This is a genomic window from Sphingopyxis sp. (assembly GCF_051861155.1).
Lineage (GTDB): Bacteria > Pseudomonadota > Alphaproteobacteria > Sphingomonadales > Sphingomonadaceae > Sphingopyxis.
In genome coordinates this window covers 65846-91259 of sequence record NZ_JBHYDE010000008.1, presented here as the reverse complement: position 1 = coordinate 91259, position 25414 = coordinate 65846, and the positions used below count along the sequence as shown (strand labels likewise).

The window sequence follows — 25414 nt, the reverse complement described above, 5'->3', positions numbered from 1 at the left end:
GAGCGTCGCGGCCGCCAGCGATCCTCCCCCTTGGGGGAGGGGGACCATGCGAAGCATGGTGGAGGGACACAGGCGGTGTTTCCGACCGCTGAGACGAAGCGCGCTGACGCACCTGCCCCTCCACCACCTTCGGTGGTCCCCCTCCCCGTGCCGGGGAGGATCGCCCGCCACCCTCAAAAGTGCAGCAAATCCGCAACACTGCTGACACGAACGTCAGCGGCGCGCGCATCCGCGATTGATCGCACGCGCGCACGAAGCCAAAGAGGGCGCGGTTTTTCGCCTCTCCCATCACCCACTCTGTTTCAGGAAGCTCGCCATGCGCCATTTTCCTTCCGCTACCGCTATTGCGCTCGTTCTCGCTTCGGCCGGCTGGGCTGCCCCCGCCGCCGCGCAGGATGCGCCCACCACCCCCGCTGCCGATGACGGCACGCTGGGCGAAATCATCGTCACCGCGCAGCGCCGCGAGGAAAATCTGCAGGACATCCCGGTGTCGGTCGATGTCGTCAGCGGCGCCAAGCTCGACGCGATCAATTCGGGCGGCGGCGACATCCGCGCGCTCGCCGGCCGCGTCCCCAGCCTCAACATCGAATCCTCGTTCGGGCGCACCTTTCCGCGCTTTTACATCCGCGGCCTCGGCAACACCGATTTCGACCTCAACGCGTCGCAGCCGGTCAGTCTGGTCTATGACGACGTCGTGCTCGAAAACCCGATCCTGAAGGGCTTCCCGATCTTTGACATCGACCGCGTCGAAGTGCTGCGCGGACCGCAGGGCACCTTGTTCGGTCGTAACACCCCCGCGGGCATCGTCAAGTTCGACAGCGTCCGCCCCGACCGCGATGGCGGTTACATCAAGGGCAGCTATGGCCGCTTCGATTCGATCAATGTCGAAGGTGCGGCGGGCGGCCATCTGTCCGACACCGTATCGGCGCGCCTGTCGGCGATGTACCAGCGGCGCAGCGACTGGGTCGACAATCTCGCGACCCCCGACAAGAACGACCTCGAAGGCTATGAAGATGTCGCGATCCGCGGCCAGATCCAGTTCGAACCCAGCGACGCGTTCAAGCTGCGCCTGACCGGCCAGTATCGCAATTTCGACGGCACCGCGCGCGTGTTCCGCGCCAACATCTTCCGCCCCGGCAGCAACGACCTGATCTTCTACCCCGGCGTCCAGAACCCCGGCCAGCCCCCCGCGGCGCCGGTCGATTTCGACCGCAATGTCGTGCGCACCGACGGGATCAATTACCAGAAGCTCGAGCTGTATAACGCCGCGGCGACGATGGATTACGACCTTGGCCCGGTCACCCTCACCTCGGTCACCGCTTACTGGAACGGCAATTATGACAGCCGCGGCGACATCGACGGCGGTTTTGGCGCGGCTTTCCTGCCCAATTCTGGTCCGGGCATCATCCCCTTTCCGGCGCAGTCGCAGGATCAGGTGCCCAGCCTCGACCAGTTCAGCCAGGAAATCCGCATCGCGTCGAACGGTGGCGCGATCGATTACCAGGCCGGCGTCTTCTACTTCGACGAGGACATCGACATCGGATCGATCAACTATGACAATCCGACCGACACCACCCCCAGCGTCGTCGCGCTCCAGCGTCAGGAATCGCGCGCATGGGGCGTGTTCGGGTCGGTCACCGTGCCGGTCACCGAGCAGTTCAAGCTGACCGCCGGGGCGCGCTATAACAATGACAAGCGCGACATGGTCGTCAACCGCACCGGCTTTTTCGGCGCCATCGGCACCGGCAGCGCCAGCGTCGACGACGAGAATCTGACCTGGGATCTGTCGGCGCGCTACGAAGCGTCGGACAGCGTCAACGTCTATGCCCGCGTCGCCAAGGGGTATCGCGCTCCGAGTATTCAGGGCCGCGCGCTGTTCGTGTTCACGACGGTGCAGGATGCGATCAGCACCGCCGACAGCGAAACGATCATGTCGTATGAGGCGGGGATCAAGACCGAGTTCAACCGCCGCGTCCGCTTCAACCTGTCGGGCTTCGTCTATGACCTCAAAAACGCGCAGCTGACCGCGGTCGGCGGCGCCAGCAACGCGGCGCGACTGATCAACGTCGACAATGTCCATGGCTATGGCTTCGAGGCCGAGCTCGACGCGCGTCCGATCGACAATATGACACTGACCGCGGGGATCAGCTACAACAACGCCAGGATCGACGACCCCAATGCGTTCATCACCGGTTGCGGCGGCGGCTGCACCGTCACCGACCCGGTGCGCCCCGGATCGCCCGGCATCTATTCGATCGACGGCAACCAGCTGCCGCAGGCGCCCAAATGGTCCGTCAACTGGACCGCAGGTTACGGCGTGCCGGTGGGCGACGGCGAAGTCTATGTCTTCACCGACTGGGCGTACCGGTCAAAGGTCAATTTCTTCCTCTATGAATCGGCCGAGTTCAACGACGATCATATGCTCGAGGGCGGGCTGCGCGTCGGATACAAGACCGACCGCTATGACATCGCGGCCTTTGTTCGCAACATCACCAACGACGTGTCGGCGGTCGGCGCGATCGATTTCAACAACCTGACCGGCTTCGTCAACGAACCCCGCATCTGGGGCATCGAGGCGGGCTATAAATTCTGATGCCGCGGGCGCGCGGGGTTCGCCCCGCGCGCCTTATGCCACCGGCCCGACCCGCTCGTCGGGTTCGAGGCGGATCAGCGGGCGCTGCCGCCCCGTCAGCCGCGCGAACAGGCGCGGGACCAGCGCATGGTCCTGCGCCCAGTTCCAATATGCCACATAAGCGGGATCGGCGAGGAGATGCTTCTCCTCGGTCTTGGCGCGCCAATAATAGACCCCGCTGACCAGCGCGAGCAGCACGACATTGCGGGCGCCCTCGACCCAGCCGCCGGAGACCGCGAGGAAGGGCATTGCCCCCACCCACCAGCTGAGATTTTTCGACACATAGGCAGGGTGCCGGGTGAAGGCATAGGGGCCGTGGGTGATGATGCCGCGGTGGGTCAGGTTCGAAAAGCGGATGCCGAAAGCCATCGTCGCCCAGCTATAAACCGCGGTGAGCGCAGCCAGCGTAACCGCCCAGACGATAAGCAGCGTCTCCTGCCCCGCCAGCCAATGCCCCCAATCGGCGCCGTTCACCTGATAGTCGAGCGGCCCGCCGCTCATCAGGAGGAAGGGCGGATAACAGACAAGCGCCGCGACCCACGCCATGCCGTAAGGGTTGGCGGTGCGGATATGCGCATCGAGCGGTTTCAGGGTCAGGATATAGCCGACCGTCGCGATATGGACGTCGATCAGATAGAGGAAATTGAGCGCCCACAATCCGGTCATATAGGGGTTGGCGAGCACCTCGCTCATCGGCACGGTGACCAGCGCCGAAAAATTGCCCGGCACAATCGACAACATGAAGGCGGTGAAAAATCCCTTCACCGCCCAGGCGCGCAGATGATGGCCGATCGCGCGCCCATCCACCGGTTTCCCCGGCGCGATCAGCAGGCGGCCGAATTGATAACAGCCGTCGCGCGGTTCGATCATGCGGCGGTCGAGCCACAGCATATAGGGCACCGACACCAGCAGCAGCCACGGCGCCACCCGTTCGAGCAGGTCCATCGAAAAGGCGTAATTGCCCGTCCAGTAATAGCGCATTGTCGCATAGATCAGCGCGATCAGCCCCCAGGTCGCCCACAGCCCGGCGAGCTTGGTCAGGCTGATGTCGATCGTCTCGCGCCAGGCGCGTCGCTGCGTCCAGTCGATCCCGGTTGATGGATTGCGGTGCACCTTATCGACGAATACCGACCACAACACCATCGGCACCCCGCACGCCAGCACACTGGCGATCGCCGAATTCGGCCCGCTCATCGGCCCGCGATTGCCCCAGTCGATGCCGAGGAACGCGGCGATGCCGGGCGCATAGCGCGCGACCAGCAAATAGCCGACCAGCCCTGCGAGCCCGACGATGCCGACCCCGGCGCTGACCGCCGAACGCGGCCGCACGGCGCGGGTCGGCGCCGGGCCGCCGGACGCGGCATCAGCGCCGGGAGCAATGGTTTTGGCGATGGAATCCATACGCTTGGCCCTAGCAAAAATTGGTAAGCAAGCCGTCAATATTATTTAGCGATTCGCGGTCGATTTCTCGCCAAAATGGCAGCGTTCCCGCCGCTTGACACCGTTCACCGCATGCCCGGTTCGACTCGGCGCGAGTCGGCCCGCAAAGATTCGCCGTGCCGCAATCGGCCTGTTAAGGCGCCCATCAATCGGGGCGGAGGGCTCCACAGAACAACAAGATGGGGTCGCCACTTGTCATCGAAATCCACGGGCCTGCGCCATTGGCGCCAGCGCTTTTCTGCGCTGTTTCAGGACCATGAAATCTTCGTTCGCACGCACGGACATGTCCGGTTCCTGCGGATCAGCGCCGTCTGGCAAAAGCGCGTCGCGCTGATCGCCGGGGTCGTGCTGCTGGCCTGGGCCGGTGCAACGCTCGCGGTGCTGATCAACCAGCTGCTCACCGCCGACGAGCGCGCCGCCGTCGCGCAGCAACAGGCCGCCGCCGCCGCCTCCGAAAAGCGCATCGCCCAATATCGCGATCGCGTCGCCGAAACCGCCGCCGATCTCGAAGAACGGCAGGCGCTGCTCGAAGGTGTCGCCGAAAGCCATTTCGGCATCGATCCCGAAGCCATTGCCGCACAGCCGGCCACAGCAACCGCCGAACCGGCCACCGCCACCCCGATCAAGACCAGCGCGATCGACCCGAACCTGCCCCCCGAAGCGCAGGCGCTCGCCCGGCTCGAAGCGCGGCAGGAACGCTTTGCCAGCCGCCTGCTCGCCGCGGTCAACATCCGCGCCGAAAATGCCGAGGACGCGGTCGCCAAGCTCGGGCTGAACCCCGCCGCGATCGTCCGCAGCGCCGCAACCGGCCGCGGTGGTCCGTTCATCCCGTACAAGGGCCGCATGGGCAAGGCCAAGGCGCTCGGCCCGTCGTTCGCCGCGCTCGAAGGCGCACTGTTCCGCATGGAAGTGCTCGAACGCACCCTCGTCGCCGTCCCGTCGGGCAATCCCGCCGACGTGCTGATGATGTCGTCGGGCTTCGGGTATCGCAGCGATCCCTTTACCGGCGCCGGCGCGATGCACGCCGGGCTCGATTTCCGCGGTCCGATCGGCACCCCGATCCTCGCCGCCGCCCCCGGCCGCGTCAGCTTTGTCGGGGTCAAGGCGGGTTACGGCAATGTCGTCGAGGTCGATCATGGCCAGGGCATCATGACCCGCTACGCCCACTTGTCGGGCTTTACGTCCAAGGTCGGGGCTGAAGTCGCCGCCGGCCAGCAAATCGCCAAAATGGGCTCGACCGGCCGTTCGACCGGCAGCCACCTGCATTTCGAAGTCCGTCTGAACGGCGTCGCGGTCAACCCGCGCCGCTTCCTGGAGGCCAAAGCCGATGTTCTCGAAGTCAAAGACGATGCCCGACAGCGAGTCGGTGCCATCACTGCCCGCGGTGCCCGCTAAAATGGCGACCGGCGCGCGTCACACGACCTTTTCGATCCTGGGATCGGACGTCGTCGTCACCGGCAATGTCGCCGCCAGCGTCGACCTGCACGTCGATGGCAAGATCGAAGGCGACCTGAAATGCGCCAATCTGGTCCAGGGCGAAGCCAGCGAGATCAAGGGCGCCGTGAGCGCCGAGACCGCAAAAATCGCGGGCCTGCTCGACGGGTCGATCGAGGCCAAGACGCTGATCGTCCACGCCACCGCGCGGATCACCGGCGACGTGACGTACGAGACGATCACGATCGAAAACGGCGGCAAGGTCGACGGCAAGCTGTCGCACCGCCGCCACGGCGCGATGGCCGCGAAAGCGCCGCCCCCGCTGGAAGTCGTCGAGAATAAGTCGGCGCTCGGCATCTGACCCCGTCCCGCGCCGGGATGGCATGACCGCGCCGCAGTTCGACATCGACACCCATGTGCATTGGGCGTGGGGCCGCGGCGAAGGCCATGGCCGCGTCGCCGCGCGTTTCGAGCAGCGCGTCGAACGGGTGATCAAGGGTGCGCGCATCGTCCGCAACGGGTCGCCCGCCAACCCCGCCTACCTGATCGAAATGATCGACGGGCGCGAGGTGCTGAAACTGGGCAGCGAGCTCAGCGCCGACTGACGCGGCCGATCTGCATCGTGACGGCAATTCGGTCGCCCAGCCCGACGCCCTCGGCGCGCTGCACCGCCACCTTGATCGGCACGACATAGGTGTCGCCGCGGCGGAATAGCGCGGTGGTGAATTCGGTTCCCCCGATCCACACCGTCGCCGGGACCATGCCCCAGCCATAGCTCGCTTCGCGGGCGGCATAATGCACCTCACCGACCAGATGATCGGGCACCGCGGCGAACAGATAGGGCGGCGGGCCGCGCCACTCGATGATTGCGGCTTCGAAGGCGAGCCTCAATTGCGCGGCGCCTGCCGCCGATAGCTGAGCGCTTCGGCGATATGGATGCGCCCGACGTCCGCGGCGCCCGCCAGATCGGCGATCGTCCGCGCCACCCGCAGGATGCGCGTGTAGCCGCGCGCCGACAGCCGCATCGCCTCGGCCGCCTGCGCCAGCAGCTTGCGTCCGGCATCGTCGGGGGTCGCGACCGCCTCCATCAGCTCACCGTCGATTTCGGCGTTCGTGCGCGCCTGGTGCTCGGCATAGCGTGTCGTCTGCCGCGCGCGCGCCGCGGCGACGCGGGCCGCGACTTCAGCGCTACCCTCGGCGGGCGGCGGCAGGACAAGGTCGGCGGCGCTGACCGCCTGCACCTCGACATGCAGGTCGATGCGGTCGAGCAATGGCCCCGACACCTTGGCCTGATAATCGGCGGCGCAGCGCGGCGCGCGGCTGCACGCGAGCGCCGGGTCGCCGAGATGCCCGCAACGGCACGGGTTCATCGCCGCAACCATCTGGACCCGCGCCGGAAAGGTCACATGCGCATTGGCACGCGCAACGCTGACCTCGCCCGTCTCCAGCGGCTGGCGCAGCGAATCAAGGACGGTGCGTTGAAATTCGGGCAGTTCGTCGAGGAACAATATGCCAAGATGCGCCAGACTCACCTCGCCCGGCCGCACGCGCAGCCCGCCGCCGACGAGCGCCGGCATCGATGCGCTGTGGTGCGGGCTGCGGAATGGTCGCGCGCGGACCAGCCGCCCGCCCTCCAGCCCGCCCGCGACCGAGGCGATCATCGACACTTCCAACGCTTCGGCGGGGTCAAGGTCAGGCAGGATGCCGGGCAGGCACGCCGCCATCAGCGACTTGCCCGCCCCCGGCGGCCCGACCATCAACAGATTATGCCCGCCCGCGGCAGCGATTTCGAGCGCCCGCTTGGCGACTTCCTGCCCCTTCACCTGCGCCAGGTCGGCGATGCGCCGAGGCGGTTCGGCCTCGCCCGGGCGCGGCGGCGGCAGCAGCGCGTTGCCCTTGAAATGATTGAGCAGCGACAAGAGGTCGGGCGCCGCGAGCACCTCGACATTGCCCGCCCACGCCGCCTCCGGCCCCTGCGCGACCGGGCAGATCAGCCCGCGGTCCTGGCTGCCCGCGTGAAGCGCCGCGAGCAGGACGCCGGGTGACGCGGCGACGCGGCCGTCGAGGCCGAGTTCGCCGACCACCACATAACCGCTGAGCGTTTCGGGATCGACGACCCCCATCGCGCCGAGCAGCGCGAGCGCGATCGGCAGGTCGTAGTGCGAGCCTTCCTTGGGCAGGTCGGCGGGCGACAGGTTGACCGTGATGACCTTGGGCGGCAGCGCCAGCCCGATCGCGGCGATCGCGGCGCGCACCCGCTCGCGGCTTTCGCCGACCGCCTTGTCGGGCAGGCCGACGACGACGAAGCGCGGCAGGCCCGGGGTGATCTGGCACTGCACTTCGACCCCGCGCGCCTCGAGCCCCAGATAGGCGACGGTGGAAACGATCGCGACCATGAATGTCCCCTGTTTGTTCCTGTCCTTTTGACGGCAATGGCGGGGAAGGTCGAGTCTTTTTCGGATGTTGGCGAAAGTGCCGCGCAGCGTGGGGCAACTTTGGTGTTTGACAACATACCAACTAGTCGGTATGTTGATTCGCATGACGACGAATCAACCCCCTTCCACCCCCACGGCGCTCCCCGCCGCCGCCGCCCGCGACGTCCCCCACGCGGGCGGCGGCACCCCCGCGCCGCGCGCGGCGCGGGGCAGCGCGCGCGACAAGCTGATCGCCGCGGCGCATATGACGGTGCGCAAACAGGGCTATGCCGCGACGACGGTCGACCAGATCTGTGCCGCCGCCGGGGTCACCAAGGGCGCCTTCTTTCATCATTTTGCGTCGAAGGAAGCGCTGGCGGTCGCCGCGGCCGAGGCGTGGACCGAACGCGCACGGCCGATGTTCGAAATGCCGCCGCACACCAAATTGGGCGACCCGCTCGCCCGCCTGCTCGGCCATATCGATTTCCGCTTTGCGATGCTCGACGGCCCGGTCGAGGAGTTTACCTGCTTCGTCGGCACGATGGTGCAGGAAGCCTTTGCGACGAGCAACGCGATCCGCACCGCGTGCGAAGCGAGCATCGCCGCCTATTGCGACGCGCTGGCCCCCGACATCGAGGCGACGATGGCGCGTTACGGCACCCCCGACGGGGTCACCGCGCTCGGGCTGGCGCAGCATGTCCAGGCGGTACTGCAAGGCAGTTTCATTCTGGCCAAAACGACGAACGACCCGGCGATTGCCCGGGAAAGCGTCACCCACCTGAAGCGTTATGTCCGCATGCTGTTCGACCAGCGAGGCGCGCCATGACCCGACACGTAGTTGCCCCCACAGCGCCCCGGCGCTGACCTGTAACACCCCAACCCAAGGAGAAGAACGATGCCCCAGATGATTTTTGTGAACCTGCCGGTGACCGACCTTGCCCGGTCGCAGGCCTTTTACGAAGCGGTCGGCGCGGTCAACAACCCCGCCTTCACCGACGACACCGCCGCGTGCATGGTGGTTCAGGAAGGGTCGATCCACGTCATGCTGCTGACGCACGACAAATGGGCGACCTTCACGTCGAAGGCGATCCCCGACGCGCACACGACCGCGCAGGTGCTGCTGTGCGTGTCGGCCGACAGCCGCGCCGATGTGGACGCGCAGGTCGCCAAGGCCACCGCCGCGGGCGGCAAGGCCGACCCGACCCCGACGCAGGATTTCGGCGGCTTCATGTACGGCCGCAGCTTCGAGGATCCCGACGGCCATATCTGGGAAGTGATGTGGATGGACCCCGCCGCGATCCCCGCCGGTGAACCCGCCGAAGCCACCGCCTGACCCAGGCCGAGAGAAGGAGGAAGAGGATGACCAACGATACGACCCCCGCCAAGGGCCAGTTGATCGCGGGCCGCATATTGAGCGGCCTGGTGATCCTCTTCCTGCTCGTCGACGCCGGGCTGAAGCTGGTGTCGCCCGAGACCGCGATCAAATATAGCCCGCCCGGGCTCGGCTGGCCGCTCGACGTCGGCACGATGACGATGCTCGGCGTGCTGCTGCTGATCCCGACGCTGCTGTATATCTGGCCGCGCACCGCGATCCTCGGTGCGATCCTGGTCACCGGCTATCTCGGCGGCGCGATTGCCACCCATGTCCGTATCGACAGCCCGTTGTTCAGCCACAGCCTGTTCGGGGTGTACCTGGGCCTGATGCTGTGGGGCGGGCTGTGGCTGCGCGATCCGCGCCTCCGCGCGCTGATCCCGCTGAACGCAGGAGCAAGCGCATGAGCTTTCAAGCCTATCTCGACAATGTCGAGGCCAAGACCGGCAAATCGGCCGACGATCTGAAGACGCTCGCGATCGCCAAGGGGCTGGCCGACCCGAACGGCCTGGCACCCGGCATCAAGCCGGGCGCGGTGATCGACTGGCTGAAGGCCGATTTCGATCTGGGCCACGGCCACGCCATGTCGATCGTCGCCTATCTCAAGGGCAAACGATCCTAACCCCCGCTCTGTCAAAACAGGAACAATTCGATGACCTATCCCTCCCCGCTCCGCAGCCTTGTCCCCGCCTTCGTGCTGCTCGCCGTCGCCGCCCTGCCGACGCCATCGCAGGCCCAGGCGGGCGCGACCGTCGCCGCAACCGCCGCAACCCCGGCCGCCGCCAGCGATGGCCATGTCGATGTGCAAGGCGCGCGCATCCATTACCAGGTCCATGGCGACCTTGCCGCCGGCAAGACCCCGCTGCTGATGCTCCACGGCGCCTTCATGTCGGGCGACGCGATGAAGACGCTGATCGATCCGCTGGCCGCGACGCGCCCGGTGATCGCGATCGACGCGCGCGGCCATGGCCGTTCGGGCGGGGTCGACGGCACGCTCAGCTATGACCAGATGGCCGACGATGCCGCCGCGGTGCTGACCAAGCTCGGCGTGAAGCAGGCCGATGTTGTCGGTTATTCGATGGGCGGGTCGACCGCGGTCGCGCTCGCCATCCGGCACCCCGGCATGGTCGGCAAACAGGTCGTCCTGTCGGCGACGTCGCGGCTCGACGGCTGGTATCCCGAAGTGCTGGCAGGCATCGCCGCGATCAAGCCCGAGTTTTTCGCGAACACCATCATCGACACCGAATATAAGCGCCTGTCGCCGACCCCCGAAAAATTCCCCAAGCTGGTCGAAAATATCAAGACGCTCGACGCGACGCCGTTTGCCTTTCCCGACGCCCAGGTCCGCGCGATCCCGGGCAAGACGATGGTGATCATCGGCGATGCCGACGGCGTGACGCTGGATCATGCGATCGCCCTGTTCAAGCTGCGCGGCGGCGGCGACGTCGCCGCGGCGACGCAGGGTTTCCTGACCGAAGCCCCCAAGGCGCGCCTCGCGATCCTGCCGGCGACGTCGCATATCGGCATCATGAGCGAGGTGCCGGCGATCGCCGCGATGGTCACCGCCTTCCTCGACGATGCCAAGCCGCCGATGCCGGCCTTTTGACCCCGAACGGCCAACCGAAAGCCAAGGAGAGCGAATATGTCTGTCGATCCGAACGCCAAGCTGGAAATCACCGCCTTTGACTGGGTGCCCGATTTCGCCCGCGGCTATGTCCGCGACCTGCGCCCGCGCTGGGCGTGCGAAGAGATCGGGCTGGATTATGCCGAGCATCTGATCAGCGCGGTCAACCGTCCCGCCGACCATTTCCTGTTCCAGCCGTGGGGACAGGTGCCGGTGCTCAACGACGGCGGCATCCGCCTGTTCGAAAGCGGCGCGATCCTGCTCCACCTCGCCGAAAAGGATGCGCGGTTGCTGCCGCGCGACAGCCAGGAGCGCGCCAACACGCTGGCGTGGCTGTTCGCCGCCTATAACAGCGTCGAACCGATGCTGTTCGAACTGGGCAATGTCGACATCTTTGCCGCCGACGAGGAGTGGGCGAAGCTGCGCCGCCCCAGCCTGATCGAATTCATCCAGGGTCGGCTCGGCCGCCTGAACGATGCGATCGGCGACAAGGACTATCTGACCGGCGACTTTTCCGTCGCCGACATCGCGATGGCGACGGTGCTGCGCGAAGCGATCGACGCCGGGCTGATCGCCGAACAGCCGCGATTGCAGGCCTATCTCGACCGCTGTCTGGCGCGCCCGGCGTTCCAGCGCGCGCTGGCGGCGCAGCTCGCCGCATTCAGTGAAGAGGCGGGTCCACCCGCCTGACGAGAATAGCCCCTCCCCTTCAGGGGAGGGGTTGGGGTGGGGTGTGCGGCCATAAGCCCACCCCGCTGCGACTAGCCAGCAAGCTGGCAAGTCTCGCTGCCCCTCCCCTGAAGGGGAGGGGATGTAGAGGGGGCAGAAGGAGAGAGAAGATGACGTATGTAGAAGGATTTGTGGTCGCGGTGCCGACCGCGAACAAGGAAGCGTATCGCAAACATGCCGAGGGCGCCGCGCCGCTGTTCAAGGAATTCGGCGCGACGCGGATGGTCGAGGCGTGGGGCGACGACGTCCCCGACGGCAAGGTCAATGATTTCAAGGGCGCGGTGCAGGCCAAGCCCGACGAGACCGTCGTGTTCAGCTGGTTCGAATATCCCGACCGCGCGACCCGCGACGCGGCAAACGAAAAGATCATGAGCGATCCGCGGATGAAGGAGATGGGCGGCACGATGCCGTTCGACGGATCGCGCATGCTTTATGCCGGGTTCGCCCCGATCGTCGACGACCGCGCCGATGGCGCGATGGGCTATGTCGACGGCTATCTGGTGCCGGTGCCCGACGGCAACAAGGACGCGTATCGCGCCCTGGCCGAAAAGGCGTCGGCGGTGTTCCGCGACCATGGTGCGACGCGCGTCGTCGAGGCGTGGGGCGACGATGTCCCCGGCGGCGAAGTCACCGACTATGCCCGCGCCGCGCACAAGCAGGACGGCGAAACCGTCGTGTTCAGCTGGGTCGAATGGCCGAGCAAGGAAGCGCGCGTCGCCGGCTGGGAAAAGGTGATGGCCGACGAACGGATGCAGCCCGATGGCAGCGAAGTCCCGTTCGACGGCAAGCGCATGATCTACGGCGGCTTTGCCCCGATCGTCGAGGCGTGAGCTAATCCTGCCCGTCGCGAAGCGATGGGGAGGGGACCGCTTGCGAAGCAAGGGGTGGAGGGGCCGCGGCGGCGCGCCCCGGCCCCTCCGTCAGCCCTGCGGGCTGCCACCTCCCCATGGCTGCGCCTCAGGGAGGATCGGCGACGCCGCAGATGAATGGGATGCCCATCATGGCCGATACGACAAAGAACGGACAGTCCGACATCCGCACCGCATCATGCCAATGCGGCGCGGTGACGCTGGCCATGATCGGTTCGCCGATCCTGACGGCGACCTGTTACTGCCATAGCTGCCAGCAGGCGGGGCAGGCGTTCGATGCGCTTTCCGACGCCCCGGCGGTGGTCGGGGCCGACGGCGGCACGCCCTATGTGCTGATGCGCAAGGACCGGCTCGAATGGCTGTCGGGATCGGGCCGGCTGGACGAACATCGGCTGACCCCCGAATCGCCGACGCGGCGGTTCGTCGCGCGCTGCTGCCGATCGCCGATCGCGCTGGAATTTACCAAGGGCCATTGGCTGAGCGTCTATGCCGCGCGGATCGCCGCCGCCGAGCGCCCGGCGCCCGAGATGCGGACGATCGTCGGCGATCGGCCCGCGGGGGTCGAGCTGCCCGACGACATCCCGAACTATACCGCGCCGTCGGGCAAATTCATGTGGCGGCTGCTGCTCGCCTGGGCGGCGATGGGCTTTCGCGCCCCGCCGATCGAAAAGACCAAAGGATTTGGGCAATGAGCCAGGACATCGAGCGCGTCGAGATGCGCAATATCATCAGCCCCGGCCATGTCATGCGCGTCGACAAGGCCAAATATGAGGCGATGAAGGACGCGATGCTGGCGGTGGTGCCGGCGGACGCGCCGGGGCATAGTGTCGCCGAGATCAAGGCCGGGGTGCTGCCGCGGCTGCCCGAGGCCTTGTTCCCCGGCGGCGCCAAGGCCGGCTGGTGGCTGAGAGGCGTCCAGCTCGACCTGGAGGCGCGCGGCATCATCGCGCGGGTGCCGGGAAAACCGCTGCGGCTGTACAGGATATGACGCCAATCATTCCCTTTTTCCGAGGAGAGCGACGATGAGCAAGCCCGCCAATTTCATCTGGTATGAATTGATGACCCCAGATCCGCTGGGCGCCGCGGCCTTTTACGGCGCGGTCGTCGGCTGGACGATCGCGAGCCATGGCGACAAGACCGCCGGCGGGGTCGATTATCGCATGATCGGCCGCAGCGACGGCGGCCAGGCGGGGGGCGTGCTGGCGCTCGACGCCGACATGCTGGCGGGCGGCGCGCGGCCGATCTGGATCGGTTATCTGAATGTCGATGACGTCGATACCGCGGTCGATGCGATCAGGGCCGACAGCGGCACCGTGCAGATGGGTCCGATGGACATTGCGGTCGGCCGCATCGCGATGGTCACCGACCCGCAGGGCGCCGCCCTTTATGTCATGGACCCGGTCCCGCCGCCGGGCATGGAAGGCATGGAAAGCGACGTGTTTTCGGTCACGGAAGCGCAGCATATGCGCTGGAACGAGCTCGCGACGAGCGACCCCGACGCCGCCATCGCATTCTACAAACAGCATTTCGGCTGGGGGCAGGAGGGCGAAATCGCGATGGGCGAGATGGGCGCCTACCGCTTCTTTCAGCGCGGCGAGATCGGCATCGGGGCGGTCATGCCGCTGATGGAGGGGTATCCGGTCCCGATGTGGACTTTCTACATCGGCGTCGACGACATCGACCGCGCGCATGCCGCGGTGACCGCCAATGGCGGCACGATCACCAACGAACCGATGGAAATCCCCGGCGGCGAATTTGCGATGAACGCGGTCGATCCGCAGGGCGCCGCAATCGGCTTTGTCGGCCCGCGCAAGAGCTGATGCCCCACCCCCAAGGAGAGCGACGATGACGAACACCCCCCTGACCCTGTGCCTGTGGTACGAGGGCGATGCCGAGGAAGCCGCGGCCTTTTACGCCAAGACCTTTGCCGACACGCACGTCGGCGCGGTGCACCGCGCCCCCGCCGATTCGCCGGGCGGCCAGGAAGGCGATGTGCAGACGGTCGAATTCACCCTGCTCGGCACCCCGTGCGTCGGGCTGAACGGCCCGCCGATCTTCAAGCACAATGAATCCTTCTCGTTCATGGTCCACACCGACACGCAGGAGGAAACCGACCGGCTGTGGGACGCGATCACCGGCGACGGCGGGCAGGAAAGCGTGTGCGGCTGGTGCAAGGACAAATGGGGCGTGTCGTGGCAGATCACCCCGCGCGTGCTGCTCGACGCGACGACCGGCACCGACAAGGCCGCTGCCAAGCGCGCGTTCGAGGCGATGATGACGATGAAAAAGATCGACATCGCCGCGATCGAGGCCGCGGTGAAGGGCTGATCCGGTGCTGATCCTCTATGCCCACCCCTTTTCGTCCTACAGCTGGAAGGCGCAGATCGCGCTGGACGAAAAGGGGATCGATTGCGACTATCGCAATGTTGATCCCGAATTTCCGGCGCATGGTCAGCAATTGCAGGCGCTGTGGCCGGTGGGCAAATTTCCGCTGCTCGTCGATGGCGACCGGACATTGTTCGAAACGTCGATCATCATCGAATATCTCGACCAGGTGCAGCCCGAGCCGCGACTGATTCCTGCGGATCCCGACGCGGCGCTGCGGGTGCGGCAGCTGGACCGTGTGTTCGACCTGCATGTGATGGCGGTGATGCAGGACATCGTGAACGACCGCATTCGCGGGCCCGAGGGGCATGCGCCGATGATCGTCACCAAGGCCCGGGCGGCGCTCGACACCGTCTATCGCTGGCTCGACACGCAATTGGCGGGCGGCGGCTGGGCGACGGCGGATGGGTTCACGCTGGCCGACTGCGCCGCCGCGCCGTCGCTGTTCTACGCCGACTGGGTGCACGAGATCCCGGCCGAACTGGCGAATTTGCGCAGCTATCGCGCGCGGCTGCTCGCGCGTCCGTCGATCGCGCGCGCGGTCGATGGTGCCCGCCCCTATCGCCATTATTTCCCCGGCGGCGCCCCCGACCGCGACTGAGGGGACAAGCGTCCCGCAACGGGGTTAACGGCGCGCTGACGCTGCCGCTTTGCCATTTGGCAAGCGCGCGTGCGCGAGGGCAGGGACATGGCTTCGCCCATCCCCCTCGTCCGCACCCTGTTCGTCGCGCTTTGCGCGGCGGTGCTGGCGTTCGCGCCGGCGCAGGCGCAGCAGGGCTTTACCGTCACCACGACGGTCAGCTGGACCTGGGAAGATACGGGCGAGGACGCGGTCGACGCCGATGAGCTGGCGATCGACGAAGATGCCGCGTTGCTGGGCGACGAAGCGCTGGCCGAGGACGCCGACCTGGCGGCGACACGCCGCTACGCGCCCAGCCCGGCGCTGGCGACGCTGGGCCGGGCGAGGGCGCATTATGGTCCCTTTGCGGTGATCGACGCGACCACCGTCCGCATGGCGGGCGACGTCACGTCGGCGACGCCGCGCCAGTTCGCGGCGATGCTTGCGGCGTTTCCCGGGCTCAAGCGGCTTGAAATGGTCGATTGCCCCGGCAGCCTCGACGAGGAAGCCAATCTGATCCTGGCGCGCGCGATCCGCCGCGCGGGCATGGAAACCGTCGTCCCGAGTGGCGGTTCGGTGCGGTCGGGTGCGGTCGAGCTGTGGCTCGCAGGCAGCACCCGCCGCGCCGCTGCGGATGCCGAATTCGGCGTCCATAGCTGGGCCGACGATACCGGGCGCGAGGCGAATGACTATGCCGCGAGCGACCCGGTCCACGCCGAATATCTGGGATATTACCGCGAAATGGGAATGGACGACGCAAAAGCGCGCGCCTTTTACGCGCTGACCAACAACACTCCATTCGACGAGGTGCGCTACCTAACCCGCGACGATATGGCGCGGTTTGTTGCGCTCAACTGATCATCATTGGTCAGGCGCTCCCAGCGCTTAGCAGTTGCCCTGGACACCATCGGCACAGTCGCCGACCGATTCAACATCCTTTGCTGCACCATCAACGGTATTGCACGCAGACAGGAACAACATCGACCCGCTGATCGCAAAAATCGTCAGAAGCTTTTTCATTCTCTCTCTCCGACACAAGGGCGAACCGCCCTCTAGTTTCGATGCTTTCGGCAACGGTGGTGTGAAAGGATCGTTCCTTTGTGTCGGTGGCGCGCTGGCCGAAGCGTTCCAAAAGACCGCTGGGCCGGGGTGAATAAGGGGTCTGGCTCTGCCTCGCCCTAAAGCTTTTAGTCTTGCCGCGCGGCGCCCTCCTCCCCACATCGGCCTTCATGGCAAAACGCAGCCTTTACCAGCGATTGCGATCGACCGCGCAGGTCCGGCTGGCGCTGTTCGTGCTGGGCGTGCTGCTGATCCTGATTTCCCCGATCATCGGGGTGCTGCCCGGCCCCGGCTTTCTGATCCTGTTCCCCGTCGGGTTGATGCTGTGCCTGCAGAACAGCGCGTGGGCGAAGCGCATCTATGTCCGCTTCAAATGGCGCCACCCGCGCTATGCCGGATGGACCGACCGGGTGATGCGGCGGACCAGTGCGGCGCGGCGACGCGCGCGTGAAGCGCTGGAAAACCGTGCCAATGCCGATTGACTTTGCACCGACTCTCGCTTATCCGCGCCTCCATCAGTGGCCGCCCACGTTTGGCGGCCCTTTTCTGTTAAAGCCTTGCAAGAGATTTAGGGACAACCGCGATGAAGCGTACCTTTCAACCGAGCAACCTCGTGCGCGCCCGTCGCCACGGCTTCCGCGCCCGCAAGGCAACGGTTGGTGGCCGCAAGGTTCTGGCCAACCGCCGCGCCCAGGGCCGCAAGAAGCTGTCGGCCTGATCGCTGACGCTTCTGCGCCAGTGAAACTGGTGCGAACGCTTTCAAAACGCAGCGAATTCCTGGCCGCCAACCGCGGCCTTCGCTTTCCCATGCCCGGCTTTGTCCTGCTCGTCCGCGCCCGCGCCGACGATGATAGCGCGATGGGCATCGGTTACACCGTCAGCAAAAAAGTCGGCAATGCCGTCACCCGCAACCGGATGAAGCGCCGGCTGCGGGCGCTGTGCCGCGCCGCGCTGCCCGAATCGGGGATCGCGGGCGCCGACCATGTGCTGATCGGGCGCCCCGGCGGCAACGACATCGTCTTTGCCGAACTGGGCGAGCAACTCGATTCGGCCTTGCAGCGCGCGGCGAAGAAATTGGCGCCAAAAACGACGCCGCCGACATGATCGCCAAGCTGCTCATCCTGATCGCGCGCGCCTGGCAGTTGGGGCCGTCGCGCATCCTGCCGCCGACGTGCCGCTATTCGCCGTCGTGCAGCGCCTATGCGATCACCGCCTTGCAACGTCATGGTGCGATCAAGGGTGGCTGGCTCGCGACAAAGCGGCTATTGCGCTGCCATCCTTGGGGCGGCCACGGCCACGACCCGGTGCCTTAGGTTCCCGCCGAAGCATCATTCCCCGACATTTTGAGACGAAGAGAGACCAAGCAGCGTGGACGACAAGCGTAACCTGATCGCGGCAATTTTATTGTCGGTGGCCATCCTGCTGGGCTGGAACTTCGTCTCGGCGCAATTTTTCCCGACCCCCGCCAAGCCCGACGTGACGACGACCGTCGCGGGGGCCAACGGGACGCCGACGACAACCCCGGCGGCGCAGGGCCAGCCGAGCGCGCTGCCGACCGCGACCGCCCCCGTGGCCCCCGCGGCGCAGGCGATCCGCCCGGTCGAGGCGGCGCTGGCCGAGGGCAACCGGGTGCCGATCGAAACCCCGGCGCTGGCGGGATCGATCAACCTGGTCGGCGCGCGCATCGACGACATCACGCTGACCAAATATCGCCAGACGATCCAAAAGGATTCGCCGCCCGTTCGCCTGTTCGCGCCGGGCGGCACCAAGGCCGCCTATTTCGCCAGCATCGGCTGGTCGGCGCAGGGCATCGCGGTGCCGAACGCCAGCACCCTGTGGACCGCGAGCGGCAGCAAGCTGACCCCGACGACGCCGGTGACGCTGAGCTGGGCCAACCCCACCGGGCAGACGTTCCGTATCGAATACAGCATCGACGCCAATTATCTGATCACCGCGAAGCAGACGATCGCCAACACCGGCACCGCGCCGGTGAGTGCGAGCAGCTTCGCGCTGATCGACCGCCTCGGCAAACCGACCGACCCGCACGAGGTCGATAGCTGGACGATCCATGTCGGCCCGACCGGATACCTCGACGGCAAGTCGGTGTTCGACACCGATTATGACGATGTCGAGGAAGCCGCAAACCGCACGGTGCGCTATAATTCGGCGGGCTGGCTGGGCTTTACCGACAAATATTGGCTCGCCGCGATCGTCCCGGCCAAGGGCGAGCGCGTCACCGCGGCGATCAGCTCGCCCGCCGCCAACAATTACCAGACGCTGTTCGCACGCGATTTTTCGCAGGTCGCGCCCGGCCAGCAGCTGAGCACCACCAGCCGCATCTTTGCCGGGGCCAAGGAAGTCGAGATCCTGGAAACCTATCAGGACGATCAGGGCATCACCCGCCTGTCGAACGCGATCGATTGGGGCTGGTTCGAATTTTTCGAGGTGCCGATCTTCAAGCTGCTGCACTGGCTGTTCCTGCAGGTGGGCAATTTCGGGCTGGCGATCATGGCGCTGACCCTGATCATCCGCCTGCTGATGTTCCCGATCGCCAACCGGCAATTCTCCTCGATGGCGCAGATGCGCGTCGTCCAGCCGAAGATGAAGGCGCTGCAGGAACGCTTCAAGGACGACAAGCCCAAGATGCAGCAGGAGCTGATGAAGCTATACAAGGACGAAAAGATCAATCCGCTCGCCGGCTGCCTGCCGATCCTGATCCAGATCCCGATCTTTTACGCGCTGTACAAGGTGCTGATGCTGGCGATCGAAATGCGCCACCAGCCGTTCATCCTGTGGATCAAGGATCTGTCGGCGCCCGATCCGCTGCATATCCTCAATCTGTTCGGGCTGCTGCCCTTTACCCCGCCGTCGATCCTGGCGATCGGCGTCCTCGCGGTGATCCTGGGCATCACCATGTGGCTTCAGTTCCGCCTGAACCCGCAGGCGACCGACCCCGTCCAGCAACAGGTGTTCAAGATCATGCCGTGGCTGTTCATGTTCATCATGGCGCCGTTCGCGGCGGGCCTGCTGCTGTACTGGATCACCAACAATATCCTGTCGATCGGCCAGCAGCAGTGGATGTACCGCAAATTCCCGGCGCTGAAGGCGCAAGTCGCGACGTGAGCGAGACCGACATGGAACCGGGCGCCGATCCGGAACGCGCCGAGCGCGCGCGCAAGCTGTTTTCGGGGCCGATCGCGTTTCTGAAGTCGGCCCCGGCGCTCGAGCATCTGCCCAGCCCGAGCATGCCCGAAATCGCCTTTGCCGGTCGCTCGAACGTCGGCAAATCGTCGCTGCTCAACGCGCTGACCAACCGTAACAGCCTCGCGCGTACTTCGGTGACCCCGGGGCGGACGCAGGAGCTCAATTATTTCGACGTCGGGGAGCCGCTGGTGTTCCGGCTGGTCGACATGCCCGGTTACGGCTTTGCCAAGGCGCCGAAGGATGTCGTCAAAAAATGGCGGTTCCTGATCAACGATTACCTGCGCGGACGGCAGGTGCTGAAGCGCACTTTGGTGCTGATCGACAGCCGCCACGGGATCAAGGACGTCGACCGCGACATCCTCGAAATGCTCGACACTGCCGCGGTCAGCTATCGCCTGGTGCTGACCAAGGCCGACAAGATCAAGGCGACCGAACTCGCCGCGGTCCATGCCGCGACCGAGGCCGAGGCACGCAAGCACGCCGCCGCGCATCCGCAGGTGATCGCGACGAGCAGCGAAAAGGGTCTGGGGATCGCCGAACTGCGCACCGCGGTGCTGGAGGCGGTGGAGGTTTAATTTCTCGCTCTTTCCTCTCCCCTCCCGCTTGCGGGAGGGGTCGGGGGAGGGCATGTGAATAGGATGTCGGGCCAGAACAGGCCCTCCCCTAACCCCTCCCGCAAGCGGGAGGGGGACTTGGAGACCCCATGAAACTGTTCATCGGCAACAAGGCCTATTCGAGCTGGAGCCTGCGCGGCTGGCTGGCGGCCAAGCACAGCGGCCTGCCCTTCGCCGAAGTCACCGTCCCGCTGTATGACGAGGATTGGTCGAACCGGCGCGAAGGCGACGAATTCGCGCCGTCGGGCGGCAAGGTGCCGATCCTGTGGGACGGCGACGACATCGTCGTGTGGGACAGCCTGGCGATCATCGATTACCTCAACGAAAAGACCGGCGGCACGCGCGGCTATTGGCCGGACGACATGGCGGCGCGCGCGATGGCACGGTCGATGGCGGCCGAAATGCACTCGAGCTTTGCGGCGCTGCGCCGGGGCCACAGCATGAACATCCGCCGCATCTATCCCGCCGCGCCGCTGCTGCCCGAAGTGCAGGCCGATGTCGTGCGCATCCTGCAAATCTGGGCCGAGGCGCGGGCGCGGTTCGGCGGCGAAGGCGATTTTCTGTTCGGCGACTGGTCGGCCGCCGACATGATGTTCGCGCCGGTGGTCACCCGCTTCATCACTTACTCGATCCCGCTGCCGCCTTTTGCGCTCGCCTATATGCAGGCGGTGATCAGCCATCCGTGCATGCAGGAATGGATCGGCGGCGCGCAGGCCGAGGATTGGGTGATCGAGAAGTTCGAGGGGCCGGGGGTGGGGTAGCCAAGCGTTGACGTTCGACCGGTTGCGGACGTTAACCTATAATCCGTCCTCTCGATCTGAAAGCCAATCTGAATGCTTCAGTATAAGATTTTCTATGGCATCGAGCGATTCAGCGAATAGGTCGAAACCGCCATCATAAGGTGCAAAAACTCGACCACTTTCGGGAGCAAACAAAATAAAGCAATACGGCGCATCATTAGCAATTTCAGTAATAGCTTTATCGTACCTACCTTCCTTCCAAATATCTTTTCTAACGTAGTAGCGCCATACAGCATCATATGGATCCGAGGCATCTTCAATCCACGACCATGCAAAATCTCCAGAACCTACGATTTCATCTGATCTCGCGCATATTACCCAACAATCCGATTCCGACCCCAAGAGTTCGTTTGCCAGAGTGTTTGCCCGTGCAAGAATAATGGCCATTTCATCTTCAGTTTCTGCATAACGCTTAGATTCCGGCAACGCATGAAAGCGGATCCAGGCGGGTGGACCGTGATCCCTCAACACCCAGCCCATGGGCTGTCGGCCGTCGTGATGCCTTGACCAATCCGCCAGAAACGAGCGAGCTAATAGCGAAGTATCATTATCCATAAATCTCACTACCGCTCCTCGCGTCTGCACCCCACCCCAAATTACCTCACCCGCTCACGGAATCCGCGCCGTCGGGTATGGAGTCCCGTCCTTGTGGAAATAGCCCTCCGGCCCGAACAGCATGTCGATGTCCGAATACCCACCGCCGGTGTCATATTTCTTGCCGCCGCCCAGCGCCACGAACACGCAGTCGGCGTCGGATTCATTGACCAGGTGATGGCCGTTGGTGCTGCCCTTGGGCCACACCGCGATGTCGCCGGGCCGCATGGCGTGGCGGCCGTCATCCTCGATCAGCACCGCCGCGCCCGAAATCATCACCAGCATCTCATCCTCGCCGTCGTGCCAGTGGCGCTGCGACGACCAGGCGCCGGGTTTCAGCACGACATGGCTGGCGGCGAAATCGCTGAGGCCGGTCGCGGGGGCAAGGCGGCGGTACCAGCGGCCCTGGACCGGCGCGTCATAGGGCGCGGGGTAACCGGTGGTGTTGGTTTGCGGGATAGCGGCAAGGTCGAGTTTGGGCATGGCAGTCCTCGCGGATTTGTTCCGCCTTTGTTTCGCACAAAGCCGCCGCGATGCAAAGCCTCGACTTGCTGCGGCGCGAGGGGGTAAGGGGGTGGCCATGACCCATGAAGTCGACCCCGTCGAACTGGCCCAGGCGCTGATCGCCGCGCCGAGCATCACCCCCGCCACCGGCGCGGTGTTCGACGTGCTGGAGGCCGCACTCATCCCGCTGGGCTTTACCGTCGAGCGCTTTATCGACGGGATCGAGCCCGACGGGCCGGTCGAGAACCTGCTCGCGGTGCGGCGGGGCAGCGGACCTGTTCATTTCGGCTTTGCCGGGCACCTCGACGTCGTGCCGCCGGGGGTGGGCTGGACCGGCGACGCCTTTGCCCCCGAGATCCGCGGCGAGCTGCTCTACGGGCGCGGCGCGGTCGATATGAAAGGGTCGATCGCGGCGTTCGCCGCCGCCGCCGCCGCGACCCCGGTCGATGCCGGGACGATCAGCCTGATCATCACCGGCGACGAGGAAGGCCCGGCGATCTTCGGCACCCGCGCGCTGATGGAGCATATGGCGGGGCGCGGGATCGCGCCCGACATGATCGTCGTCGGCGAACCGACGTCGGTCAACCGGCTGGGCGACATGGTGAAGATCGGGCGGCGCGGGTCGGTGAATATCTGGATCGACGTGCCGGGGACGCAGGGGCATGTCGCCTATCCGCACCTCGCCGACAATCCGATCCCCAAGCTGGTCAAGATTTTGGCGGCGATCGATGCGGTGGTGCTCGACGAAGGGAACGACTGGTTCCAGCCGTCGAATATCGAATTCACCGACATCGAGGTCGGCAATGGCGCGACCAACGTCATCCCCGCGTCGGCCCGCGCGCGGCTGTCGATCCGCTTCAACGACCAGTACCGCGGCGCCGATCTGGTGGCGATGATCGAGCGTATTGCGCATGAGGTGGAGCCCGCCGCGAAAGTGCTGGGCAAGATTTCGGGTGAGGCGTTCCTGACCCCGCCGGGCGAATTGTCGGGGCTGGTCGCCGAGGCGATCCATGCCGAAACCGATGTGGTGGCGGAGATGTCGACGACCGGCGGTACGTCGGACGCCCGGTTCCTGCACGCGCTATGCCCGGTGGTCGAATTCGGGCTGACCAACGCGACGATGCACAAGCTGGATGAAGCGGTGGCGGTCGCGGATCTGCACAAGCTGACCGCGATTTACCGCGGGATCCTGATGCGCGCCTTTCTCTAATCCTCGCGGCTCCGCCGCAGGATGACATAGACCGCGCCCGCGCCGCCGTGGCTGATATGCGCGGGGCGCAGCGCGACGATCTGGTCGGCGTGCGGCGAAGTGGCGAGCCAGTCGGGGAGTGACGCGCGAATCGCGCCGCGCGGGCGGGGGTCGCCGTGCATTTGCGGCAGGCGGTCGGCGCCGGGGCGGAGGCGCCCGGCAACGACGAGCAGCACGCGCGCGCCGCGGATCAGCGCGCGGATGATCGCGTCGTCGAGCAACGCCTGCGCCGATGCCAGCGTATGCCCGTGGAGGTCGATGCTAAGGTCGGGGCGCACCAATCCCTTGCGCAGGCGGCGATCCCAATGACCGTCGAGCGTTGCGGCGCTGTGCGTGCGGCGTGGCGGCGGCAATGGCGCGGAAGGCCGCGGAGCAGGCGCGGCGCGCGGCGCGGTGCTGCGTGGGGTCGGCAGCGGCGGGCGGATCGTCGGTGGGGCCGTGGGGGCGAGCGGGGCTTTTGCTTTCGGCAGCGGCTTCACGGTCGCCGCGACCTTTTTCCACAGCGCGCTTTCGTCGGGATCGAGCCGCCGCGCCATGGCGGCGTCAGCGCGCCGGGAGCAGCCGCGCGATGCTGGCGCGCGGCAGCAGCAGCAGCGCCGAACCGCGCGCCGCCATGCCGCCGGCGATCGCGCGCGCGTCTTCGCCCGCACCCCAGAAGCTGTCGAAGCGGTTGGCGCCCTTGATCGCGCCGCCGGTGTCCTGCGCGATCCACAGCCCATTGGGTTCGGCGCGGTCGAGCGAGAGGATCAGGGGGGCGCCGAGCGGCACATATTTGGGATCGGCGGCGACGCTGGCGCGGCCGGTCACCGGCAGACCCATGGCGCCGAGCGGGCCGGGGCCGGTCAGTTCGCGGAAAAACACCCAGCTGGGATTCTCGTTCATCACCGCGGCGCCGCGTTTCGGGTCGGCGCGCAGATAGTCGAGGATGCCCTGCATCGACGCCTGCCCGCGCTGCAATTCGCCGCGGTCGAGCAAGAGCTTGCCGATGCCGACATAGCCGCGGCCATTCTGCGTATCATAACCGATCCGCATGATGCCGCCATCGGGCAGGCGCAGGCGTCCCGAGCCCTGGACTTGCAGGAAAAAGAATTCGGCGGCGTCGGCGGCATAAGCGATTTCGAGCCCGCGGCCTTCGAGCGCGCCGCTTTCGATCGCCGCGCGGTCGTAATATTGCACCAGATTGCCGCCATCGACGCGGCCGCGGATCTTCTTGCCCTTCAGCTCGTCGGAGAATTGGCCGAGATCGACATCGACCAGATCGGCGGGGCGGCGATAGATGGGGACGTCGTAGCCCGCGCGCTTCGTGCGCGACCCGGCGATTTCGGGTTCGTAATAGCCGGTGACGAACGCCGTCCCGGCGCCGATCTGGACGGTGCCGAAATAGCGGGCGAAGAAGGCGGAAGCGTCGGCGTCGGACCAGTTCTTCGCAGCGTTGCAGCTTTCGGTCCAGTCAGTGCCTTGCGTCAGCCCACTGGCATCAGCGCGGCGCTGGACCGAAGGACAGCTGATCCGGAACGCGGCGAGCGCGGTTGCGGCCTGTTCGGCAGTCACACCAAGGCTGGCAAAATCGGGCCCGGCGATGACCCCGCTGGCCGCGGCGGTGGTTGCGTCCGCCGGGACGGCAGCGGCGGGGAGCGCGGCGCGCGGGGTGGCCGGGATCGGTTTGGCCGCAACGCCGCCACTTTCCGACGGGCGCGGTTGATAGGGGCGCGGTGCGGTCGTCGGCCGCGTCGGCGCGGGCGCGGAGGTGACCGGCCGGTTGCCCGAATCGGGGATCACCGACGCGCAGCCCGCGAGCAGCGGCAAAGCGGCGAGCAGGCTGAATCCGAAAGCGCGCGTCCGGCGCGTCCCGGACGTCAATATCGCCGGCAC

33 protein-coding genes are annotated in these 25414 nt (G+C 66.1%); 25 read left to right on the top strand and 8 right to left on the bottom strand.

All coding sequences use genetic code 11. The features are described from left to right. Positions 1-316 precede the first annotated feature (316 nt). Positions 317-2593 carry a TonB-dependent receptor gene (locus tag ACTIFP_RS14830; RefSeq protein ID WP_439569477.1) on the top strand — a complete coding sequence of 759 codons (2277 nt, stop codon included), beginning with the start codon at positions 317-319 and terminating at the stop codon, positions 2591-2593. A 33-nt stretch (positions 2594-2626) separates the two neighbouring features. Here the strand turns inward: ACTIFP_RS14830 and ACTIFP_RS14825 are convergent, their stop codons facing one another. Further along, complete coding sequence (locus ACTIFP_RS14825) at positions 2627-4033, bottom strand: methyltransferase family protein (protein WP_439569476.1); 1407 nt, start codon at positions 4031-4033, stop codon at positions 2627-2629. A gap of 231 nt (positions 4034-4264) precedes the next feature. On the opposite strand from ACTIFP_RS14825, the gene ACTIFP_RS14820 reads away from it, so the two are divergent. Genes ACTIFP_RS14820 through ACTIFP_RS14810 form a run of 3 tightly spaced genes read left to right on the top strand, consistent with a single transcriptional unit; the run spans position 4265 to position 6111 of the window. After that, complete coding sequence (locus ACTIFP_RS14820; protein ID WP_439569475.1) at positions 4265-5467, top strand: M23 family metallopeptidase; 1203 nt, start codon at positions 4265-4267, stop codon at positions 5465-5467. Beyond that, positions 5421-5867 (top strand): bactofilin family protein, encoded by a 447-nt coding sequence (locus ACTIFP_RS14815; protein WP_439569474.1) that lies wholly within the window; start codon positions 5421-5423, stop codon positions 5865-5867. Before ACTIFP_RS14820 ends, ACTIFP_RS14815 begins: the two co-directional genes overlap by 47 nt. Positions 5868-5889: 22 nt before the next feature. Beyond that, a complete protein-coding gene (locus ACTIFP_RS14810) occupies positions 5890-6111 on the top strand; it encodes a DUF2945 domain-containing protein (protein ID WP_439569473.1) in 222 nt (73 codons plus the stop codon). Here ACTIFP_RS14810 and ACTIFP_RS14805 read toward each other — a convergent pair. After that, positions 6098-6397, bottom strand: coding sequence for a DUF1905 domain-containing protein (locus tag ACTIFP_RS14805; RefSeq protein ID WP_439569472.1), 300 nt, complete (start codon positions 6395-6397; stop codon positions 6098-6100). The two genes, ACTIFP_RS14810 and ACTIFP_RS14805, sit on opposite strands and share 14 nt — an antisense overlap. Then, positions 6394-7902, bottom strand: a complete 1509-nt coding sequence (locus ACTIFP_RS14800; protein ID WP_439569471.1) for a YifB family Mg chelatase-like AAA ATPase — start codon at positions 7900-7902, stop codon at positions 6394-6396. The genes ACTIFP_RS14805 and ACTIFP_RS14800 overlap by 4 nt, the downstream gene beginning before the upstream one ends. A 142-nt stretch (positions 7903-8044) precedes the next feature. Between ACTIFP_RS14800 and ACTIFP_RS14795 the strand changes: the two genes are divergently transcribed. From ACTIFP_RS14795 to ACTIFP_RS14735, 13 genes are all read left to right on the top strand, one after another. Continuing rightward, on the top strand, positions 8045-8746 hold the full coding sequence (locus ACTIFP_RS14795; protein WP_439569470.1) for a TetR/AcrR family transcriptional regulator: 702 nt from the start codon (positions 8045-8047) through the stop codon (positions 8744-8746). Between the two features lie 69 nt (positions 8747-8815). Next, positions 8816-9253, top strand: coding sequence for a VOC family protein (locus tag ACTIFP_RS14790; protein WP_439569469.1), 438 nt, complete (start codon positions 8816-8818; stop codon positions 9251-9253). 26 nt (positions 9254-9279) lie between these two features. Continuing rightward, positions 9280-9699: a DoxX family protein gene (locus ACTIFP_RS14785; RefSeq protein ID WP_439569468.1), complete on the top strand. Its 420-nt coding sequence runs from the start codon at positions 9280-9282 to the stop codon at positions 9697-9699. Further along, positions 9696-9914, top strand: coding sequence for a DUF4287 domain-containing protein (locus ACTIFP_RS14780; protein WP_439569467.1), 219 nt, complete (start codon positions 9696-9698; stop codon positions 9912-9914). The genes ACTIFP_RS14785 and ACTIFP_RS14780 overlap by 4 nt, the downstream gene beginning before the upstream one ends. A 30-nt stretch (positions 9915-9944) precedes the next feature. Further along, positions 9945-10898, top strand: coding sequence for an alpha/beta fold hydrolase (locus ACTIFP_RS14775; RefSeq protein WP_439569466.1), 954 nt, complete (start codon positions 9945-9947; stop codon positions 10896-10898). A gap of 36 nt (positions 10899-10934) precedes the next feature. After that, complete coding sequence (locus ACTIFP_RS14770; protein ID WP_439569465.1) at positions 10935-11606, top strand: glutathione S-transferase family protein; 672 nt, start codon at positions 10935-10937, stop codon at positions 11604-11606. A 149-nt stretch (positions 11607-11755) separates the two neighbouring features. Next, entirely contained in the window at positions 11756-12475 is a 720-nt protein-coding gene (locus tag ACTIFP_RS14765; RefSeq protein ID WP_439569464.1) for a DUF1428 domain-containing protein, read from the top strand. Positions 12476-12645: 170 nt separating this feature from the next. Continuing rightward, positions 12646-13206 (top strand): GFA family protein, encoded by a 561-nt coding sequence (locus ACTIFP_RS14760; protein WP_439569463.1) that lies wholly within the window; start codon positions 12646-12648, stop codon positions 13204-13206. Continuing rightward, a complete protein-coding gene (locus ACTIFP_RS14755; protein WP_439569462.1) occupies positions 13203-13502 on the top strand; it encodes a DUF6958 family protein in 300 nt (99 codons plus the stop codon). The genes ACTIFP_RS14760 and ACTIFP_RS14755 overlap by 4 nt, the downstream gene beginning before the upstream one ends. 34 nt (positions 13503-13536) lie before the next feature. After that, on the top strand, positions 13537-14334 hold the full coding sequence (locus ACTIFP_RS14750) for a VOC family protein (protein WP_439569461.1): 798 nt from the start codon (positions 13537-13539) through the stop codon (positions 14332-14334). A 25-nt stretch (positions 14335-14359) separates the two neighbouring features. Continuing rightward, positions 14360-14842 carry a VOC family protein gene (locus ACTIFP_RS14745; protein ID WP_439569460.1) on the top strand — a complete coding sequence of 161 codons (483 nt, stop codon included), beginning with the start codon at positions 14360-14362 and terminating at the stop codon, positions 14840-14842. 4 nt (positions 14843-14846) lie between these two features. Beyond that, positions 14847-15500 carry a glutathione S-transferase family protein gene (locus ACTIFP_RS14740; RefSeq protein WP_439569459.1) on the top strand — a complete coding sequence of 218 codons (654 nt, stop codon included), beginning with the start codon at positions 14847-14849 and terminating at the stop codon, positions 15498-15500. 87 nt (positions 15501-15587) lie between these two features. After that, entirely contained in the window at positions 15588-16376 is a 789-nt protein-coding gene (locus ACTIFP_RS14735) for an alpha/beta hydrolase (RefSeq protein WP_439569458.1), read from the top strand. Between the two features lie 27 nt (positions 16377-16403). Here ACTIFP_RS14735 and ACTIFP_RS14730 read toward each other — a convergent pair whose 3' ends face one another. Beyond that, entirely contained in the window at positions 16404-16538 is a 135-nt protein-coding gene (locus tag ACTIFP_RS14730; protein WP_293699368.1) for an entericidin EcnA/B family protein, read from the bottom strand. 209 nt (positions 16539-16747) lie between these two features. Here ACTIFP_RS14730 and ACTIFP_RS14725 point away from each other — a divergent pair, with 209 nt between their 5' ends. From ACTIFP_RS14725 to ACTIFP_RS14695, 7 genes are all read left to right on the top strand, one after another. Then, positions 16748-17059: a hypothetical protein gene (locus ACTIFP_RS14725; RefSeq protein WP_439569457.1), complete on the top strand. Its 312-nt coding sequence runs from the start codon at positions 16748-16750 to the stop codon at positions 17057-17059. A 101-nt stretch (positions 17060-17160) separates the two neighbouring features. Continuing rightward, complete coding sequence (gene rpmH / locus ACTIFP_RS14720) at positions 17161-17295, top strand: 50S ribosomal protein L34 (RefSeq protein WP_037517054.1); 135 nt, start codon at positions 17161-17163, stop codon at positions 17293-17295. Positions 17296-17315: 20 nt separating this feature from the next. Beyond that, the gene (gene rnpA / locus ACTIFP_RS14715; protein ID WP_439569456.1) at positions 17316-17681 is read left to right on the top strand and encodes a ribonuclease P protein component; all 366 of its coding nucleotides are present in this window, start codon (positions 17316-17318) and stop codon (positions 17679-17681) included. Beyond that, the gene (yidD, locus tag ACTIFP_RS14710; RefSeq protein WP_439569455.1) at positions 17678-17890 is read left to right on the top strand and encodes a membrane protein insertion efficiency factor YidD; all 213 of its coding nucleotides are present in this window, start codon (positions 17678-17680) and stop codon (positions 17888-17890) included. The genes rnpA and yidD overlap by 4 nt, the downstream gene beginning before the upstream one ends. A 55-nt stretch (positions 17891-17945) precedes the next feature. Then, positions 17946-19700, top strand: coding sequence for a membrane protein insertase YidC (gene yidC, locus ACTIFP_RS14705; RefSeq protein WP_439569454.1), 1755 nt, complete (start codon positions 17946-17948; stop codon positions 19698-19700). An 11-nt stretch (positions 19701-19711) separates the two neighbouring features. After that, positions 19712-20356 (top strand): ribosome biogenesis GTP-binding protein YihA/YsxC, encoded by a 645-nt coding sequence (gene yihA / locus ACTIFP_RS14700; protein ID WP_439569563.1) that lies wholly within the window; start codon positions 19712-19714, stop codon positions 20354-20356. 128 nt (positions 20357-20484) lie between these two features. After that, complete coding sequence (locus ACTIFP_RS14695) at positions 20485-21156, top strand: glutathione S-transferase family protein (RefSeq protein WP_439569453.1); 672 nt, start codon at positions 20485-20487, stop codon at positions 21154-21156. A gap of 36 nt (positions 21157-21192) precedes the next feature. Here the strand turns inward: ACTIFP_RS14695 and ACTIFP_RS14690 are convergent, their stop codons facing one another. Further along, a complete protein-coding gene (locus ACTIFP_RS14690) occupies positions 21193-21750 on the bottom strand; it encodes a DUF3885 domain-containing protein (protein WP_439569452.1) in 558 nt (185 codons plus the stop codon). A 54-nt stretch (positions 21751-21804) separates the two neighbouring features. After that, positions 21805-22272 (bottom strand): cupin domain-containing protein, encoded by a 468-nt coding sequence (locus tag ACTIFP_RS14685; protein WP_439569451.1) that lies wholly within the window; start codon positions 22270-22272, stop codon positions 21805-21807. Between the two features lie 97 nt (positions 22273-22369). Here ACTIFP_RS14685 and dapE point away from each other — a divergent pair, with 97 nt between their 5' ends. Then, positions 22370-23503 carry a succinyl-diaminopimelate desuccinylase gene (dapE, locus tag ACTIFP_RS14680; protein ID WP_439569450.1) on the top strand — a complete coding sequence of 378 codons (1134 nt, stop codon included), beginning with the start codon at positions 22370-22372 and terminating at the stop codon, positions 23501-23503. On the opposite strand, the gene ACTIFP_RS14675 is transcribed toward dapE, so the two are convergent. Together ACTIFP_RS14675 and mltA are read right to left on the bottom strand one after the other, a co-directional pair. Beyond that, a complete protein-coding gene (locus tag ACTIFP_RS14675; protein WP_439569449.1) occupies positions 23500-24078 on the bottom strand; it encodes a Smr/MutS family protein in 579 nt (192 codons plus the stop codon). The genes dapE and ACTIFP_RS14675 overlap by 4 nt on opposite strands. Before the next feature lie 7 nt (positions 24079-24085). Continuing rightward, positions 24086-25414 (bottom strand): murein transglycosylase A, encoded by a 1329-nt coding sequence (gene mltA / locus ACTIFP_RS14670; RefSeq protein ID WP_439569448.1) that lies wholly within the window; start codon positions 25412-25414, stop codon positions 24086-24088.